This window comes from Falsihalocynthiibacter sp. BN13B15, from assembly GCF_041205415.1.
In the GTDB taxonomy this organism is placed as follows: Bacteria; Pseudomonadota; Alphaproteobacteria; order Rhodobacterales; family Rhodobacteraceae; genus Falsihalocynthiibacter; species Falsihalocynthiibacter arcticus.
Genome location: NZ_JBGFCE010000019.1, coordinates 26,351 through 43,087, shown reverse-complemented (window position 1 = coordinate 43,087; position 16,737 = coordinate 26,351). Strand labels below are relative to the sequence as shown.

Below are 16,737 nucleotides of genomic sequence, written 5' to 3'. Positions count from 1 at the left end.
CTTCAAGCGCGACCTTGGCTTTGAACTCTGGCGAATGGTTCTTTCGTTTTTTCATTCTGGATCACTTCTCTCATCGTGCGATCCACCTTAACAACTGGTCCGAAATTCCGCGACCACCTCTGAACCGCTGGGTCCGGTTGCGTGTGCCATTCGGCATGATCTTGGCAACTAAACATTTGTCATTATCATAGAGAACTGACTGCGGCACTGCGCCAAAGAACGCGAATGCATGAACGTGACCGTCCAACCAAGCCTCGGTGTTTGCAGCGGGATACGCTCGGACATAATATGCATCGCTATGTGGCAGATCCAAAGCAAAAAATAGGCCTTTTGCTCCACGCCACCAATGACGACGAGAGCTTCACCAAAATCCCCCTGTGCGTGTCCCGGCGGATTGCTCAAAGGCACAAACATCTCACGTGATCCACGCTTCTTGCTGCGCACATAATCTTTGACGATGGTATAGCCACCGTCGAACCCGCATTCATTGCGGAGCCGTTCAAAAATGCGCTTGGCTGTGTGGCGTTGTTTACGGGGCCGCCCTTGGTCGTCGGACAGCCAATGTTCAATCTGATCCATAAACGCATCCAGCTTTGGGCGCTTGATTGCAGCCGTCCGCCGATATCCAGGCGGCTCAGAATACGTTAGCATCTTCGAAACGCTGTCTCGGCTAATTCCAAAGTCCCGAGCAATTTGCCGTCCGCTCAACCCATCCTGAAAGTGGGCCCGCCGTACCTTCAAATACAATTCCACAGTGAAAATCCCCAAGCCCTCCCATCAAACGAAAGGGCTAAAGTGGACGACTTTTAAGCCGCCCGCGACAACACAATGCCGCCGCTACTGTGGTCGAGTATTGCTCCGCCGATTACACGTCGTGCGCCACAAGCCGCGCCTGCTCAGCCTCTCGCATTGATACTGCGTATCAACTGCCGAGCAATGGATGACGGCTCCTGCTAAATCTCTGGTGACCTGGCCGAATGGCTGGAAGGGCAGAAAATGAAGCATGTCCGTGGGGCGCCATACCACCCACAAACCCAAGGCAAAATCGAACGATGGCACCAGACCGTGAAGAACCGTGTTCTGCTGGAAAACTATTACCTGCCCGGCGATCTCGAACGCCAGATCGGAACGTTCGTCGACTATTACAACAACCAGCGCTACCACGAGAGCCTGAACAACGTCACGCCCGCCGACGTCTACTTCGGCCGGGACAAAGCCATTATCAGAGAACGGGAGAAGATCAAAAAGCAGACTATCCGCCAACGCCGCTTGCAACATCAAAAACAAGCGGCATAATTAATCACACAAACGAACCAGAGCCTCCTGTGCTCAAACCGTTCTGACGTCCAACTTTATATGACGACGGACACTAGCAAGGTATCTAGAGATTCAATTTGGGAAGTATCTTTGCAAACGAACGTAATCGTCCATACTTCAAGTCAAATTTATACTCGGGAGCCTAGGGGTGCATATCGTCAGATGTGCCACTTGGAATAGTCTGGCTTCCACATGCAAAATCGCGATCGGTAATACCCTTTTGGAGGTGGCAAAGTTGTCTGCCTTTATTGGCGAGGATAACGGATAACCTAGCCCTATCTGTATCGAAGGTCTGACGAACGCCAGTGTTGTCCATGGGGAATCGATTTTCTGGTCCGCTGTTTCTATTGCTCAAAATATGGCCAATATCCAGAATACGATACCAAAGCCGATTGCTTCGACGCTTTGCCTCAAGATTGCTTGATATCCTTGAGTTGCTCTCATTGTCCAATAGGGAGCTGTGGCTTTCGCAAATAGCAGCTGGTGTCGGTTGCTTAAAAAAGGAAATCTTCCGCATGATGATCGTCCTCGAAGAGCGGCAATTCATCTCCCGCGCCGCAGATGATCGCTATGTCCTCACGGATGACCTTTCCGTTCTTGGTTCCGATCGTTCCATGCACAATCGGATCGCTGAAGTTGCAATGCTGGTGTTGGCGGAAATGTCCGAACAAGTCTGTCTTTCCTGTCATTTGTCCGTATTGGGCGGTGACGCGCTCTTTGTTGTTGCTCAGGCTGATGCGACGAAAGGCTAATCCATTTCCGTACGAGTGGACCACCGAAGCGAAGTGGCCGATAGTTCCGTGCGAGTCTGTACCTTGACAGCATCCCAAAACACGGATGCGGCACGGTCTTCGTCCAAATTGACAGAGGCACCAAACCCAGAATTTCCGGGCATTACGGAGCTATCCGCCCCCGTCACAGGCGGGGAAGGAGCCGATGTAATAGCAGCGATCACGATCCCCTATTTGTCGGCAATGATTTTTGACAGCGACAAAGAAACCAACAAATCTCATCTTCTGGCAGCGGTCGAATTATTGCAGCAACGCGTCACAATCAATTTGCCGTAAATATAGGTTTTTTCAAAATTTTTCTGAAAACATAGCCATCACGTGTCAAATGCTCGCCAATTGTTCAAAGACTGTTTTAAAACTAATTTGAGCTAGTCGTCATTGTGTCTCAGCAAAACCATTGACCGACCTGGTTTGGAGGCCTCGAGGTTTCGCCATCATACCGAATTTTAGGTGTCCGCCCAAAATGTCAACGTCGGCCTTCTATGGGGCAATCGGGTAACGAAAGTCTGCTTTGGCGCTCTGTTGATGAGAATTCTCACTGGTGGAAAAAGTTCGGTTTAAGTCCATTTCACCCGCGATAAGTACGGCGCAAAATGGAGTTTCGTCATCGTAAACCGCGGTGCGGTGCGGCTTGTGCGAAGCGGTCGCTGGCAAGCCACATCTGATTAAGTTAGGCGTCAGAGCAACTGAAGTCCGTCAATACAGCGGACATCGGTCAACTACGCAGCATTCTAGATGCCAAGCTCTTTTACGCATTGTGAGTTGGTCGACGATCAATGATCAGTATTTTTCCATTTGATCGGGGTGAGATAAACGATGCTATCTTCAACACTGACCATCACTTCGCCATCCTGAATATTAACCTGCAGCTTCATTGAGCGGCTTGCCAGTTTCTCCAGATCACTGGTGTCCTTCTCTGAAAAATTGATGACTTGAAGGTTTTCAAACCGCGTGGTGCTGTTTTTGATCTTCTCCCACCACATCTCAGCCGTGCGGCCGCCGTAACAATAGACAATCACCTCGTTGGCTTTGCCACAGGATTGACGCACAACCTTTTCGCTCGGCAGGCCTAAGGCCACCCATAACTCCAATTCGTCACTCAAGCTTTTTTGCCAAATGTCTGGCTCGTCATCCGTTGAAAGGCCTTTAGTCAGTTCCAATTGCTCATGGGCATTCAGCGCAAAAGCGAGAATTCGCACCATTAAACGTTCATCCGTCTCTGAAGGATGTTTGGCAACGGTCAGTTTATGGGTCTCATAATAGTGACGATCCATATCGGAAACGGAAAGTTCAACTTTATAAATGGTGGCTTTTTGCGCCATGATTTTTCCCTGGATAGCGAAGATAGGGATGCCTAATGCGTCTGGTGACTTTGTGAAAGCAGATAAAAAGGCGCGAGAATAAATGGGGGGCGAATAAATACTGCCAAGTTGTTTAACTTATGAGGTAGGATAGTTGGTCCGGATGAGGATACTCCCCTCATTGCCGAGCCTGAAACCGGACCTTCATGGCATTCGCATTGACGAGCAATGGCGAGCAGCAACGAGCCCATGCCGACCAACGGGCAATGTGCTACACTGTTGGAATGAGGACAGCTAGAAAATATAAATTTCGCCAAGTGACGATAGATGATCTCGACCTGCTAAAGGAGTGGCTAGCGCGTCCGCATGTTCGCGAGTGGTGGGACTCGGATGAGCCATACGATCAAGAAGAAATAAGCGATCCTCGTGTATCTCGTTGGATCGTTTCTATGGATGAACGTCCCTTTGCCTTCATGCAGGACTATACGGTGCACGGCTGGGAAGATCATCATTTTGCCAAACTTCCCAAGGGAGCGCGAGGAATTGACCAATACATCGGTGACCCAGAAATGATTGGTGTTGGACATGGATCAGCGTTTATTGGCGCAAGAATGCAGACACTCTTTGATGAGGGTGCACCCGTCATCGCGACCGATCCTCATCCTGACAATAAGAGGGCGATTTCTGCCTATACTAAGCTGGGTTTCAAACCGTCTGGGCCACCAAAGGAAACTCAGTGGGGCTTGATCTTACCAATGCTGGCGAGGCAGTGTTCCGATGCGCCAATGGTTGCGAACACACTCGCAGAATGGAAAGATACTAGATGACCGCCTCGTCTTGTGTGGATATTTATGGACCCCGCCTTTTGGCAACGCCTTAGTTTGCGCTGGACAGGATTCACGGTTGCTGACGTATATCCGCGTACCATTCCGCGTTTCAGTTGCATATGGTTTCTCCATTTTGAGTCACTCAATGACCCCGAAAACGGACTTGTTTCAAATCTTCACCCTATGTTTTATAAGCGCAATTCGCCATTGCCGATTGACGCGCGCGACCTCACCTAGTTGAACAACCATGACCAGATACCCCGCGCATGGGCCTATCCACGCGACAGGCAATGCCCGCTTTGCAACCGCTCAAGCCTAGCAAAGCCAACGGTCTCGGCGATTGCCCCCATTCGTATCTGTGCCATCAAAGCTAGTTTCCTAATGGCGCGGGCATGTCGGACGACTTTTACACCACTTTTAAACAACCGACGCCCTTTGACCTGCCCCCCGAAACTTCCCTCGTTTTAATGTAGAGTTTGCTCAACCTTCGAAGGAGCAAACAAATGCGACAGAGTCGTTTTACTGAGGCCCAAATTATTGGGATGATCAAAGAGCAAGAAGCTGGAATGCCAACGGCTGAGGTGTGTCGGAGACATGGGCTGAGCCCTGCATCGTTCTACAAGTTCAAAGCGAAATACGGTGGCATGAACGTTTCCGACACCCACCGCCTTAAATCGCTGGAGGACGAGAACGCCAAGCTGAAGCGTCTTCTGGCGGACACGATGCTCGACAATGTTGTGTTGAAAGATTTGCTGGGAAAGAACTGACGACACCGAATTTGCGACGGGCTGTAGCACGCAAGGCAATGCGGGATCATGATATCTCGCAACGTCGTGCGTGCAGGCTGGTCGGTGTCGATCCAAAGACTGTTCGGCGTGATCATCCGCCGGACAATCCTGAAGTTCGCGAAGAGATGAAGACGATTGCCGGCAAGCGGCGTCGGTTCGGTTATCGCCGGATCGGCGTGCTGTTGGAACGCAAGGGAATGATAATGAACCACAAGAAGTTGTATCGTATCTACACCGAGGAAAAGCTGGGTGTCAGGCGGCGCAGGGGCCGTAAACGAGCGCGTGGATCACGAACACCGATGCCTGTGGCTTTGCGCCCAGGCGAGCGCTGGTCTTTGGATTTTGTGTCTGACACGTTTGGCGCGTCTCGCAAGTTCCGCATGCTGGCTGTGAATGACGACTGCTGCCGTGAGAACCTGTGCCTGATGGCCGATACCAGCATCTCTGGCGCTCGGGTTGCCCGTGAATTGGACGCACTGGTGCGCGTCTACGGAAAGCCTGCTTGTATTGTCAGTGACAACGGGACGGAGTTTACCAGTCGCGCGATCCTGAAGTGGGCTGGCGATAACGACGTGGATTGGCATTACATCGATCCGGGCAAACCGCAGCAGAATGGCTTCATCGAAAGCTTCAATGGCAGCCTGAGAGACGAACTGCTGAATGAGGAGATCTTCGACACGTTAGACGATGCCCGCAGAAAACTGGCGCTTTGGCGATACGACTACAATCAGATCAGACCGCACTCGTCTCTCGGGAACAAAACGCCCACTGAAGCGCGCCGGGCGCTTGAGCAACTTGAGGGCTCTGCCCACGACGCGCTTGCCCAAACTGACGATGAAGAATATGAAATCCAAACCCGCAAACTCTCGTTATGAATGAGGGAGCCTCGGGGGGCAGGTCACCTTCCATAACCGTTATGGCCATTGTACTGGCGCCATCTGCACGGCCATGCTTTATAATACAACCGACACAATAATAAGGTAGACGAAACCAATGGCAGAACGCTATGAACGCCACCGCCAAGCTTGGACGCATGAAGAAATTCAAAAACTGCATCTGCTGGCAACAAAAGGGATGAGTTTGAAGGCCATTGCCAAAGCTCTCATGCGCTCTGAGGAATCGACCAAGAATAGAGCAAAGCAAGACAAGCTGAAGATTCAAAAAGTGCGCTGATTTCTTTCGCACGGGTCATCATAAGGACTGGACATGATAGCTTCCTTCTGACTGATGTTTTACGCTGACGTCAGAGATTTTAGCGCGAACGTTTCCTTTTAGATCCTAGAGGAGGTACTTGGCGACGAGTGTTTCGTCTGGCCGAGAATGTCCGCTTCGCCAGAATCGAGGCCAAGTTTCTCAATTGCAGCGCAGGCCTAGTTCCTACCCTTTTGCCGACGACACGAACGGCGCTGCGTTGCAGCTCGAGCAGACCTTCGTCGAACGCGCAGCAATACAGTCGGTCGGATGTCTGCTACCGGACATTGATCTTAGTAGCCACTCAATGCGATGCGGTCCGTTGAAGCTGCCATACCCTGGGGCGTGCAGCATTCCTGCACCGTGCAAGCCGAGACACAGACGCTATTGCATCGGTTTGTTTTGACTGTTGAGGGCGACGTTCCATTTATGTTTTGCCATGAGGTCACGCGATCTAATACAACAGCATAGGCGCGTTTTATTGGAATAACTAAACGTATCTCCCTGGCAAAATACTGTTTTTGGAAGAGGAAACCCTTCTCTTTCCCCCACAATTTATACGAACAAGTTAACTTTTTCGAATTTGGTAACGTCAATAATTCCAAGGTCTGAGATGCGGATTTTCGGAATGTCGACAAGTGCCAAAAGCGAATGCTGGATTTAGGCGTTGTTGAGTTTGCAGCAACATTCGATCATCGCAGTTACCATTTTGGCGACCTTTTGAGCAACGACCTCTGAACGTTCATCAGACATCAGACATCAGACATCAGCCCAGCAATTGGTAATTCGACAGTTGCAAATTCGCGGCCCTCTGAGAATACGGTTCGGGTAGGTTTTTAGATTATGCCTCCGGCGTCGTGCCAAGCGATGTCATCTATGCAAGCGCAAGTTCTGCTCCGCTATGGTGCCCAGAATGCCCCCTAAAACAAGAGGTGACGACTTAAACTGATTTGCCACTATCCCAGCTTTCTTTCGCGGCAACTTTTGCAGCTAACGGCAGGTTTGAACCCAAACTGACATTGGTGAGGATCGTGCCAACGGCTCTCCGCTGAAACGAGTTTCACCCAGTTAACCGGCTTGCAAGTAGGGTATTGCACCGGCGATATCTGTATCGTCGATTACGTGAAAGTTGCTGACGCTACCTGCTCGGCGGGCCTGACCGTAGGGGGCGTATGCTGGATCTGATGCAAAACCGTCCAAGGCGTCTCGGCTGGGAAATTCAATGATTGCGATCAGTGTGCTATCTTTGTCCACCCCTTCCAACGTCTTGATATTGCCACTGCGGGACAGGTACTTCCCACCGTGCTTTTCGACTAGGTCATGAACATTCGCGGCATATTCTGGCACCCAACTGTCATCGGTAATTTTAATGTCTGCGATTAAATAAACACTCATTATCTCACTCCATTTTGAACTTTGCGCCGCTGGCGATGCACCGGAGGCTTGTTTCCAAACGATAACAAAAGACCTAACGTCTAGACTAGTCACGTGTCTGAACTACGAGATTCAGTTTCTGAACTAGGCGTGACGATCCCGAAGGTGTATTATTGGCCTAACCCGAAAGAGGAGGCTCAAAATGTCACAAGCTGGATACAAGCAATTTTGCCCCGTTGCCATGGCCGCCGAAGTGCTGTGCACGCGCTGGACAATGGTTCTGATGCGGGAACTCGTGGCTGGAACCACCAGATTCAATGACTTGCGCCGCGGCGTACCAAAGATGTCTCCCGCACTTCTATCAACACGCTTGAAAGAACTTGAGGCAGCGGGTGTCGTCGAACGTCGACTGCTAAAGTCCGAGAAAGGGATATTCGAATACCATCTTACAGAAGCAGGAAAGGATCTTCGTCCAGTTGTGGAAGCCATGGGGATATGGGGGCAAAAATGGATAGAATCTTCACTTTCATTGAAGAATCTTGATCCTTCGCTGTTGATGTGGGACATGTGCCGCAATCTCGATCCGTCGCCGCTGCCCGCTGGGCGCACCGTGGTTCAGTTTCTGTATTCAGATTTACCTTCGACCAAGAGCCACTGGTGGCTCGTCATCGAACCCGGTGGCGACGTCGATCTTTGCTGGTCCGATCCGGGGTTTGAGATCAATCTTTTTGTCACGACCGATTTACGAACGATGACAGCCATATGGATGGGTCTGGGCACAGTAGAAAGTGAGCGGGACAAGATAGAGTTTTTGGGCGAGCGCGCGGTCGCAAAGACCATGCAGATCTGGTTGGGATTAAGTCCTTTCGCAAAGCAGAAGAAGCTCGTTGCCTAACCTAAAACATAAAACACTTGGTCAGCCATAATATGATGTCGGCTTTGTTCAGCACAGCAGACCTTGCCGCATAGTGTCGCGAACGACTGCTTCCAACCCATTCTGCCACCGACACGAACGGCCCAGACTAGGCCTTGTTACTCAATGTAGCGCACGGAAGGTTTGAGCCCAAAATGAACGATGCTGCGCCTTGCCTGAAAGGCAGCTATCGTCATGCAAGAGCATCGTAAGCGGAACAGGAGCCCTCGATCAATGGCTGCCAACCTGATGTTTCATTATCGGGGTGCTAACGTCTCAGTTCCTTTAGCGACCAACAAACTCCAAAGCGCGGACGCCACAGGTCCTGGTGCCTGATCTCGGCGTCGCAAAACAAAAATCTCGGAGTGGCGCGGGGGAAAACCTTCGACAACGAGGGTTTCGAGTGTGCCTGCTGCGATTTCATCCTGCATAAGGTGATCAGGCAATCCCCCCCAGCCTTGTCCGGACAAGATGACCTGCTTTTTTGCGGCGAAATCAGAGACTGTCCACTTACGGCCACCTGGCAGCAGGTCACGGCTTTGCTTGTTCTCTGGCCCTCCAGTCCCGGAGACAACAATTTGTGGAAACGTCTGCATGGCCGTCATGGACTTCGCTCCCGGACCAAGCCTTTTGGCAAAACGGCGCGACGCCACGGGCCGGATGGTAACCTCTGCAAAGCGTTGCGTTTCTACTTCGTCCAAGGGAACACTTTCAAGCGTCGCGATTGCAATGTCTGCGCGCTGTTCCATGAGACGTTCGATCGGGCCGCCCATTACTTCGGTCAAGAGACGAATATGGGTTGCCGGGTGGCGACGATCAATTTCCTCCAGAACCGGCAATAGGTGCTGAAGCGAGAGTGTGGCGGTGATAGCGATGCACAGTTCGGGTTCTTCACGTGCGCGCAGTCGCGCAGCCGTTGCGCCCAGTTCTCGCATCTGGGCGAGAACGCGGGACGACTCCCGAAAGAAAATTTCACCCTCTGCGGTGAGCTTGGGGCGATACGCTTCGCGGGATAACAAGGTCAGCTCAAGCTCGTCCTCCAAGAGACGGATCGCGTTACTTATCGCACTTTGAGATTTGTTCAAGCGTTCTGCAGCCTTACGGAACGTTCCGGTCGTCACGATGGCTTCGAAAGTTACAAGTTGTTCAAGCTTCATATCGATCACTAAATTAGATCATGTTGATTTAAACTTAATATTATCAGCAGAACGAGTCCGCTGCTATTGAAAAGCATCATTTCAATAGAAGGTCGAAAAAATGAAGCTATTTTACAAACCAGGAGCTTGCTCTCTTGCCAGCCACATCGCGCTCTGTGAGACGGGTGCGACATTCGAAATCGAGAAAGTCGACACTGATCTTGGGCGTACCGAGACTGGTAATGACTACGGCGCGATCAACCCCAATGGGTATGTGCCAGCCCTACAATTGGAGGATGGCGAGGTCCTGACTGAAGGCGCGGCGGTGTTGCAGTACATCGCAAGTTGTTTCCCCGAAGCGGGACTGGCGTCACAGACGACCACTCTGGAGCGCGCGCGCCTACAAGAAACACTCAATTGGGTCGCGGCCGAATTGCATAAAGCGTTCAGTCCGCTTTTTAATACTCAATCGTCGGATGCCGCCAAGGAAGCCGCGCGCGTTGCAGTAGCCGCTAAATTTGACCGGCTAGAGACGCAACTTTCCGATGGACGCGAATGGATTGTAGGCAGCCGGTTCTCCGTTGCTGATGCGTATCTTTTTACTGTGGCAAATTGGGCCAATTTTACTGGTATTAACCTTTCTGGCTGGCCATCTCTTGCTGAGTATATCACGCGGATTACGGTACGCCCCTCTGTCCTGAAAGCCATGAAATCCGAAGGGTTGGTTCAATGAATTCGGCAGATCACGCACAGGTAGTCGCGCTTATAGAAAGATATTTTGAGGGTCTTTATCACGCAGACAGTTCCGTGCTCCGTCAAGTTTTTCATCCAAACCTCGCCTATGTATGTGCGACAGAGGGAGATGAACTCTATCTTGATCTCGATACTTATATGTCGCGGGTCGACGGTCGTGTGCCGCCTGCCAAACGCGGAGATCCGCGTGATGAGGCCATCCTTGAAATTGCTTTTGGTAGCCAGAGTCTCGCTAAGGTCACGGCTCGGATGAGCATGATGGGGCGCGATTATCTCGATTACCTGACGTTGATCCGTCACGGTGGAGAATGGCGGATCGTCACCAAGGCTTTTACCTATATTCCGCGAAGGACGTAATCCATGCCCTATGTAAACATCAAAATTACCCGCGAAGGTGGTCCGGATGGCATCGGTCCGACCAACGAAGAGAAAGCACAGCTGATTGCAGGTGTAAGCAGCTTGCTACAAGACGTGCTGAACAAAGATCCAAAGACGACCTTTGTCGTGATTGACGAGGTTGCGCTTGAAGATTGGGGAATCGGCGGGCTGCCGGTCATGCAATACAGGACAAAGTCATGAAAAAAACTCGGCTAAACGAACCGACATGGGGGCAGGGCGTTAGGGATGGCCTATTTCCACAGTCGCAAACAACCGTAGGGAAAGCCGATGACGCCCGTGCGGGACTGCTCCATAATCTCAAACGCTTGGGGCGACAGCCCGTTGCCATACTGTGTAAACATAACCTTGTTCGCATTTGGTGCTTTTGTCCGAGCATTTATAATAGGCATCTGTCGGACCCGGTTCACCTATCAAGTTGAGCTTCACATGAATCCAAGGAGTGTAATTGTCTTCAGGAGGCCCGGTTCAGTGCGGGTTTTATGAAACAGAGCACCATATCGCTTCGTGATCTGAGAGCGGTTTTCCTGTTTTCGATAGCGCGGGGACAAGTGCTGTATCGATGCAAGATAATCCGCGCGTGCAAAACCAATCCAGTTTCATTTTCCGGTCAGGATGTGGTGTTATCAGGCTTGATCTGGTGGTCATTCCTGATGGCGTTGCGTCCCAAGTATAGTCACGCGCCTCAGCCCGTGCGAATAGGGTTTCGTCTTTCCAGTCAAAATCGGGTGGCTGGTGATTGCCGGTATTAAGGTCCCCGCCGATAAGCACAGGCATATCAGGTGCAAAATCATCAATGGCATCAAGCAAGCGCTCAAATTGCACGGCACGATACCTCGCGTCCGCGTTGCTTTCCAAATGTGTCGAGACGACGCAGATCGTTCCGCCATCCCTAGGCAAAATCGCAGCGATTGCCATGCGTCCCCCAACGCGAGGCTGTTCTGGATCGGCGTTCAATTCATCGGAGGAAAACCAATGGCCATGATCATCAAGACGGATAAGTTTTACTGCGATGAAGGGCACAGAGCTTAAGATCGCATTGCCGTGCCAGCCGCACGCGTTGAAATTATCGCTGCAATAAGCCCGTTCTGTTGGTCCGCCCAAATCAAGCTCTTGGAATTCAACGCCAAATGCATATTGCATATTCAGCGCGTTCGCCATGACCTCAGTTGTATGTTGTTGCCCAGTCCGCGCCATGCCGTGATCGACCTCAGAAAGCAGCACGATATCGGGTTTTAAATCCGCCAGTAGCTCCGCATTTTCGAGTGGAAACAAACCACGTTCGACGTTCCATGCCACGGCTGAAATCTGCTTTGGCAAGGCCGTTTCGCAGGCGTCGCCCCCCACTTGAACGGCATTCATGCTGGGCAGAGATCGCAATAATGCGCGGTGAGATTCTGCGGTGCGTGGCGCAGTCATGATGCTGGATTTTTGGTCTGCTGTGACAAGGGGAAGCTCTGCGACATAAGTCATGTTAGGCGTCCCCCCGTTATGGCATCAAACAGGGACACGGCGTTTGGTTTTAGGGATACCCGCAGCGAACCTACGTTTATGATGTTATCTTTATCGACGTGAATGCTGATGTCTTGGCCCGCAAGAGTGCCGTGCAAAAGGCGATGCGCACCAAGCTCTTCGACAAGGGTAATGTCGATTGTAATATCTCCATTTACATCGGGAACGATATCTTCTGGACGAATACCAATCGTCACCTCCCCTGAAGTGGAGCGGTCATGCGCTGGGATCGGTTGAACCCCGATACGCAATTGCCCGTCCCTCGCAACGCCTGCCATCAAATTCATCGGTGGAGCGCCCATGAACGACGCCACGAACGTGGTTTCAGGCCTGTTGTAAACCTCGGTTGGCGTGCCGATTTGCTCAATCCGCCCTTCGTTCATCACAATAATGCGGTCCGCCATTGTCATGGCTTCTACCTGATCATGGGTCACATAAACAGCCGTCACACCAAGGCGGCGTTGGAGGGCTTTGATCTCGATCCGCATTTGTGTGCGCAACTTGGCATCGAGATTTGAGAGGGGTTCGTCGAATAAAAACAGGGCGGGATCACGTACAATAGCACGGCCCATGGCAACACGTTGACGTTGACCGCCAGAAAGCTGGCTTGGTTTGCGATCAAGGTAATCATCAAGGTTCAGCATCGCTGAGGCCTCGCGTACTTTGCGGTCAATCTCCGCCTTGGCAATCTTGCGATTTTTCAATCCGTAACCGATGTTATTGCGCACGCTCATATGCGGATACAGCGCGTAGTTTTGGAAAACCATCGCAATATCGCGGTCGGCTGGGTCGAGGTCATTCACCTGCCGTGTGCCGATGTTTAAACCCCCACTCGAGATATCTTCCAGACCCGCAATCATGCGCAGCATTGTTGATTTTCCGCATCCAGACGGGCCAACAAGAACAACAAATTCGCCATCCGGAATATCGAAACTTGCGGGGTGTACGGCGGTAAAGCCGTTGGAGTAGACCTTAGAGATCTGGGACAGAGTGACCTGAGCCATGAGATTTTCCTTATTTATCCGATTCCGTCAAACCTTTGACGAACCAGCTTTGGAAGAAGATGACGATTAAAACGGGGGGCAGAATGGCGACAAGGGCCAGCATATTTGCGCGTCCGTATTCGGGCAGGCTGGTGCCCTCGAGAGATTGCCTGATCTGCTTGATGCCACGCACGAGGGTGAACATATCCTCATCAGTGGTGATCATCGTGGGCCATAAATATTGGTTCCATCCATAGACGAACATGATGATGAACATCGCGGCAATCATCGTTCGGGAAAGCGGCACCAAAATATCGACGAAGAATTTGAACGGTCCGGCGCCATCAATGCGGGCGGCTTCCACCAGTTCTTCGGGGATGGATCGAAAGTACTGGCGGAAAAAGAAGGTCGCCGTGGCGGATGCAATCAGCGGGATGATAAGCCCTTGATACGTATTGACCATGCCAAGCTGTTGCACAATCTCATAGGACGGCAAAATACGCACCTCAAGCGGCAAGAGCAGCGTCGTGAAGATGATCCAGAACGCGAATGTCGCAAACCGCATACGGAAATAGACAATTGCATAGGCGGCCATCATGCCCAGCACAATCTTGCCAACTGCGAAGCCAAGCCCAAGGATCAGCGAGTTCCAAAGCATCCGCACGCCGGTGTTCGCGCCTGAAAACCCGTCGGCCTCAAACATTGCTTTGCGAAAGTTTTCATCAAGTTGATCGCCAATGGCGAAGCTCGGCCCGTTTTTCATGTTGAAGAGGTCCGGCATGGTGCTCATTTGCAAAAGCATCAGGACTGGCAGGATTAAAAAGGCCGCGCCAAGGATGAGGATGCCATGGTCAAAGACCAGCGACAGTTTGATCCGCGCGCGGGGGGCGGATTGGGTCACTATTTCGGTGTTCATATCGGGCCTCATGTATAGTGAATGCGGCGCTCAACGAGCCGGAATTGAAAAACAGTCATCGCCAAAACAAGCACCATCAAGACAACAGATTGCGCCGATGATCCTCCAAGGTCGTTGCCTCGGAACCCATCCACATAAACCTTGTACACAAGGGTCATCGGGTTGTTTCCTGGCTCGCCCTTCACCACCGTGTCGATGATGCCGAACGTGTCAAAAAGCGAATAGGTGATATTGGTGATCAACAGGAAAAACCCTGTTGGGGCCAGCAAGGGAAAGGTCACATCCCAAAAGCGTCCAGCGGCGGATCGATTGTCGATCATCGCGGCCTCGCGCACAGATTTGGGGATGGATTGTAGCCCTGACAGGAAGAAAATAAAGTTGACGGGGATCTGCTTCCAGACGGAAATCAAAACCATCGCGAAGGCCGTGTCGTAATAATTTACGCCAAGGGCAAAATCCCAACCAAGGCTTTTGAAGAGATCGGAGATCGGCCCCCAGCTTTGGTTGAAAAGGATCAGCCCCATCACACCCGCAACAGGAGGCGCAACGGCGTAAACCCACATCAAAAGTGTGCGGTATGTCTTGGCCCCGCGCACAACCTTGTCGGCCTTTACGGCAAGCAACAAAGCAATGCCAAGCGACAGGATGGTGACAAGTAGCGTGAAAGAAACTGTGAATATCGCAGCGCGCCCATAGGACGCGGAATTGAATAGCGATGCGTAGTTGGCAAACCCAACAAATGTTTCGCTAAATCCAAAGGGGTCTTGCAGATAGAATGACGAGCGCAGCGCATGGATGGCAGGCCAGTAGAAGAAAATGCCGATGATTGAGATCTGTGGCACGAGCAACAGGATCGGTAACCAACGGTTGGTGAAAGCAGCGCGTTTCATAGCGGGTCCTTGTGAATACGCTGATGGCCGCAGAGCGGCCATCAGGTCTTGGTATGAAAAGTGATTATTGCGCTTGAGTCTGGGCAAACTTGGCAAGCAACTCATTGCCCTCAAGTTCCATTGTCGCAAAGGCATCATCAACCGATGTCTCGCCACCAAGGATGCGGCCGAATTCCCGGTTCATCACGTCACGGATTTGCACATAGAACCCCATGCGATACCCTTTTGTGTTCTCACCAGCAGGCAAAGACAATTGCTTGATGCCGATTTCTGCAGCCGGTGCGCGATCATAATACCCATCCGCTTGTGCCATTTCATAGGCTGCGATTGTGATCGGCACATAACCGGTCTCTTGGTGCCACATGTATTGAACTTCTGGGGATGTCAGGAAGTCAAAGAACGCGGCCGTTGCTTGGTTCTCTTCGTCAGATTTACCAGACATCGCAAACAACGAAGCGCCACCAATGAATGTTTGCGTCGGCTCTGTTGTGACAGATTCCCAATAGGGGAGATATGTTGCTGAGAATTCAAACGGTAGGTCTAATTTGGACAATCCACCAAAGGAGCCTGAAGACCCCAACCAAATCGCAACTTTGCCTTCTTCGAACGGTGTTTGGTTATCACCCCAACCCGCGCCATACCAAGCGTAATAGCCTGAATCCAGCCAATCTTTCACATGTGACCAATGCATTTTGATCTCGGGTGAGTTGATCAAAATTTCTGTGTCTGTACCAGTATAGCCATTGTCATTCGTGGCGAACGGCAGGTCATGGCGGGACATGAAGTTTTCCGCAAAAATCCAAGGCGAATGCGATTGCGCCAGCGGAATATACCCTGCATCAACCAAGGCCGGAGCGGTCACGGTTTCGAATTCTTCCCATGTTTTTGGTGCTTCAACACCAGCGGCTTCCATGGCTTGCAGATTGTAATACATGATCGGGGAGGAAGAGTTGAACGGCATGCCGATCATCTTGCCATCGCTATCCGCATAGAAGTAGCGCACACCGGAAATGTAGTCGTTAATATCGAAATCTACGCCATTCTCCGTCAGCAAATCTTGCACAGGGATCGTGGCACCCTTTGCGCCGATCACCGTTGCCGCGCCCGCATCGAACACTTGCAAAATGTTTGGCTGTTCGCCTGCGCGGAAGGCCGCGATGCCCGCAGTCAGCGCTTCTTCGTAAGTGCCCTTAAAGGCTGGTGTGATCTGATAGTCAGACTGGCTGGCGTTAAAGTCAGTCGCGATTTGGTTCACTGTATCACCAAGGGCGCCGCCCATTGCGTGCCACCAAGTGATTTCAGTTTGAGCAGCGACGCTGCTAGCCATCATGGACAGAGCGGCAGCAGAAAGAATTGAAACGCGGGTCATTAAGTATACTCCAGTCGAGTAAATGCCCAATTGGGCATATGTGTTTTGATGGCGCAGCCGATTAGGACGCACGCCTGCGGTAAGCGGGCCATGGATCGGCCCGACGAATTTAGATTTAGAAAACAGGGTGATCCCTGCGATGCATGCGAAGCGCACTTGCTAGCTGATAGGGTAGTTTTGTAACGGCCATATGTCAGCGGGAAATAAGTCGCAGCTTTCTCGCTAAGATAAAAACCTTTGGAACGCACGGTTTCACATCATTCCAACCTAAGCCTCTTGC

The 16,737-nt window shown here is 51.4% G+C and carries 18 protein-coding genes and 3 pseudogenes; 11 read left to right on the top strand and 10 right to left on the bottom strand.

Annotated features, from left to right (window positions below; translation table 11 throughout):
• Positions 1-115: 115 nt before the first annotated feature.
• A pseudogene (gene istA, locus AB9F26_RS20545) lies at positions 116-708 on the bottom strand (IS21 family transposase); the annotation flags it as partial.
• 249 nt (positions 709-957) lie between these two features.
• On the opposite strand from istA, the pseudogene AB9F26_RS20540 reads away from it, so the two are divergent.
• The 4 genes and pseudogenes from AB9F26_RS20540 to AB9F26_RS20525 all read left to right on the top strand — a co-directional run.
• Positions 958-1,296 (top strand): annotated as a pseudogene (locus tag AB9F26_RS20540) (integrase core domain-containing protein); the annotation flags it as partial.
• A gap of 300 nt (positions 1,297-1,596) precedes the next feature.
• Entirely contained in the window at positions 1,597-1,794 is a 198-nt protein-coding gene (locus AB9F26_RS20535; protein ID WP_369768959.1) for a DUF4910 domain-containing protein, read from the top strand.
• Positions 1,710-2,069, top strand: coding sequence for a helix-turn-helix domain-containing protein (locus AB9F26_RS20530; protein WP_369768958.1), 360 nt, complete (start codon positions 1,710-1,712; stop codon positions 2,067-2,069). Before AB9F26_RS20535 ends, AB9F26_RS20530 begins: the two co-directional genes overlap by 85 nt.
• Positions 2,070-2,132: 63 nt before the next feature.
• Entirely contained in the window at positions 2,133-2,384 is a 252-nt protein-coding gene (locus tag AB9F26_RS20525) for a hypothetical protein (RefSeq protein ID WP_335585911.1), read from the top strand.
• Positions 2,385-2,881: 497 nt separating this feature from the next.
• Here AB9F26_RS20525 and AB9F26_RS20520 read toward each other — a convergent pair whose 3' ends face one another.
• Positions 2,882-3,430, bottom strand: a complete 549-nt coding sequence (locus AB9F26_RS20520) for a YaeQ family protein (RefSeq protein ID WP_369768957.1) — start codon at positions 3,428-3,430, stop codon at positions 2,882-2,884.
• 185 nt (positions 3,431-3,615) lie between these two features.
• Here AB9F26_RS20520 and AB9F26_RS20515 point away from each other — a divergent pair, with 185 nt between their 5' ends.
• The 3 genes from AB9F26_RS20515 (at position 3,616) to AB9F26_RS20505 (ending at position 6,197) form a co-directional block, all read left to right on the top strand.
• Positions 3,616-4,236: a GNAT family N-acetyltransferase gene (locus AB9F26_RS20515; RefSeq protein WP_335585913.1), complete on the top strand. Its 621-nt coding sequence runs from the start codon at positions 3,616-3,618 to the stop codon at positions 4,234-4,236.
• Between the two features lie 503 nt (positions 4,237-4,739).
• A protein-coding gene (locus AB9F26_RS20510) for an IS3 family transposase (RefSeq protein ID WP_369768956.1) occupies positions 4,740-5,899 on the top strand; the annotation gives its coding sequence in 2 pieces (ribosomal slippage) (positions 4,740-4,989 and positions 4,989-5,899; 1,161 coding nt in all).
• A 118-nt stretch (positions 5,900-6,017) separates the two neighbouring features.
• Entirely contained in the window at positions 6,018-6,197 is a 180-nt protein-coding gene (locus tag AB9F26_RS20505) for a hypothetical protein (protein WP_335585914.1), read from the top strand.
• A gap of 573 nt (positions 6,198-6,770) precedes the next feature.
• Here the strand turns inward: AB9F26_RS20505 and AB9F26_RS20500 are convergent.
• A pseudogene (locus AB9F26_RS20500) lies at positions 6,771-7,039 on the bottom strand (adenine deaminase C-terminal domain-containing protein); the annotation flags it as partial.
• Between the two features lie 244 nt (positions 7,040-7,283).
• Positions 7,284-7,610, bottom strand: a complete 327-nt coding sequence (locus tag AB9F26_RS20495; RefSeq protein WP_335585915.1) for a DUF1330 domain-containing protein — start codon at positions 7,608-7,610, stop codon at positions 7,284-7,286.
• A gap of 181 nt (positions 7,611-7,791) precedes the next feature.
• Here AB9F26_RS20495 and AB9F26_RS20490 point away from each other — a divergent pair, with 181 nt between their 5' ends.
• Positions 7,792-8,484 carry a winged helix-turn-helix transcriptional regulator gene (locus tag AB9F26_RS20490; RefSeq protein WP_369768955.1) on the top strand — a complete coding sequence of 231 codons (693 nt, stop codon included), beginning with the start codon at positions 7,792-7,794 and terminating at the stop codon, positions 8,482-8,484.
• 275 nt (positions 8,485-8,759) lie between these two features.
• Here the strand turns inward: AB9F26_RS20490 and AB9F26_RS20485 are convergent, their stop codons facing one another.
• Positions 8,760-9,659, bottom strand: coding sequence for a LysR family transcriptional regulator (locus AB9F26_RS20485; RefSeq protein WP_369768954.1), 900 nt, complete (start codon positions 9,657-9,659; stop codon positions 8,760-8,762).
• A 100-nt stretch (positions 9,660-9,759) separates the two neighbouring features.
• Here AB9F26_RS20485 and gstA point away from each other — a divergent pair, with 100 nt between their 5' ends.
• The 3 genes from gstA to AB9F26_RS20470 are packed head-to-tail and all read left to right on the top strand — an operon-like array spanning position 9,760 to position 10,970.
• Positions 9,760-10,371: a glutathione transferase GstA gene (gstA, locus tag AB9F26_RS20480; protein ID WP_369768953.1), complete on the top strand. Its 612-nt coding sequence runs from the start codon at positions 9,760-9,762 to the stop codon at positions 10,369-10,371.
• The gene (locus AB9F26_RS20475; protein WP_369768952.1) at positions 10,368-10,748 is read left to right on the top strand and encodes a nuclear transport factor 2 family protein; all 381 of its coding nucleotides are present in this window, start codon (positions 10,368-10,370) and stop codon (positions 10,746-10,748) included. Before gstA ends, AB9F26_RS20475 begins: the two co-directional genes overlap by 4 nt.
• A gap of 3 nt (positions 10,749-10,751) precedes the next feature.
• The gene (locus tag AB9F26_RS20470; protein ID WP_369768951.1) at positions 10,752-10,970 is read left to right on the top strand and encodes a 4-oxalocrotonate tautomerase family protein; all 219 of its coding nucleotides are present in this window, start codon (positions 10,752-10,754) and stop codon (positions 10,968-10,970) included.
• Between the two features lie 297 nt (positions 10,971-11,267).
• Here AB9F26_RS20470 and AB9F26_RS20465 read toward each other — a convergent pair whose 3' ends face one another.
• The 5 genes from AB9F26_RS20465 to AB9F26_RS20445 all read right to left on the bottom strand — a co-directional run bounded on the left by AB9F26_RS20465 (position 11,268) and on the right by AB9F26_RS20445 (position 16,457).
• Positions 11,268-12,260 carry an endonuclease/exonuclease/phosphatase family protein gene (locus tag AB9F26_RS20465; protein ID WP_369768950.1) on the bottom strand — a complete coding sequence of 331 codons (993 nt, stop codon included), beginning with the start codon at positions 12,258-12,260 and terminating at the stop codon, positions 11,268-11,270.
• Positions 12,257-13,303, bottom strand: coding sequence for an ABC transporter ATP-binding protein (locus AB9F26_RS20460; RefSeq protein ID WP_369768949.1), 1,047 nt, complete (start codon positions 13,301-13,303; stop codon positions 12,257-12,259). Before AB9F26_RS20460 ends, AB9F26_RS20465 begins: the two co-directional genes overlap by 4 nt.
• Positions 13,304-13,313: 10 nt before the next feature.
• A complete protein-coding gene (locus tag AB9F26_RS20455; protein WP_335585923.1) occupies positions 13,314-14,198 on the bottom strand; it encodes an ABC transporter permease subunit in 885 nt (294 codons plus the stop codon).
• Between the two features lie 8 nt (positions 14,199-14,206).
• Complete coding sequence (locus AB9F26_RS20450; RefSeq protein WP_039003293.1) at positions 14,207-15,088, bottom strand: ABC transporter permease subunit; 882 nt, start codon at positions 15,086-15,088, stop codon at positions 14,207-14,209.
• Positions 15,089-15,152: 64 nt separating this feature from the next.
• Positions 15,153-16,457, bottom strand: coding sequence for an extracellular solute-binding protein (locus AB9F26_RS20445; protein ID WP_335585924.1), 1,305 nt, complete (start codon positions 16,455-16,457; stop codon positions 15,153-15,155).
• Between the last annotated feature and the right edge of the window lie 280 nt (positions 16,458-16,737).

Coding starts and splice junctions, on each gene's coding strand:
- AB9F26_RS20520 (WP_369768957.1), bottom strand. CDS start 3,430: ATGGCGCAAAAAGCCACCATTTATAAAGTTGAACTTTCCGTTTCCGAT.
- AB9F26_RS20515 (WP_335585913.1), top strand. CDS start 3,616: ATGGCATTCGCATTGACGAGCAATGGCGAGCAGCAACGAGCCCATGCC.
- AB9F26_RS20505 (WP_335585914.1), top strand. CDS start 6,018: ATGGCAGAACGCTATGAACGCCACCGCCAAGCTTGGACGCATGAAGAA.
- AB9F26_RS20495 (WP_335585915.1), bottom strand. CDS start 7,610: ATGAGTGTTTATTTAATCGCAGACATTAAAATTACCGATGACAGTTGG.
- AB9F26_RS20490 (WP_369768955.1), top strand. CDS start 7,792: ATGTCACAAGCTGGATACAAGCAATTTTGCCCCGTTGCCATGGCCGCC.
- AB9F26_RS20485 (WP_369768954.1), bottom strand. CDS start 9,659: ATGAAGCTTGAACAACTTGTAACTTTCGAAGCCATCGTGACGACCGGA.
- gstA (WP_369768953.1), top strand. CDS start 9,760: ATGAAGCTATTTTACAAACCAGGAGCTTGCTCTCTTGCCAGCCACATC.
- AB9F26_RS20475 (WP_369768952.1), top strand. CDS start 10,368: ATGAATTCGGCAGATCACGCACAGGTAGTCGCGCTTATAGAAAGATAT.
- AB9F26_RS20470 (WP_369768951.1), top strand. CDS start 10,752: ATGCCCTATGTAAACATCAAAATTACCCGCGAAGGTGGTCCGGATGGC.
- AB9F26_RS20465 (WP_369768950.1), bottom strand. CDS start 12,260: ATGACTTATGTCGCAGAGCTTCCCCTTGTCACAGCAGACCAAAAATCC.
- AB9F26_RS20460 (WP_369768949.1), bottom strand. CDS start 13,303: ATGGCTCAGGTCACTCTGTCCCAGATCTCTAAGGTCTACTCCAACGGC.
- AB9F26_RS20455 (WP_335585923.1), bottom strand. CDS start 14,198: ATGAACACCGAAATAGTGACCCAATCCGCCCCCCGCGCGCGGATCAAA.
- AB9F26_RS20450 (WP_039003293.1), bottom strand. CDS start 15,088: ATGAAACGCGCTGCTTTCACCAACCGTTGGTTACCGATCCTGTTGCTC.
- AB9F26_RS20445 (WP_335585924.1), bottom strand. CDS start 16,457: ATGACCCGCGTTTCAATTCTTTCTGCTGCCGCTCTGTCCATGATGGCT.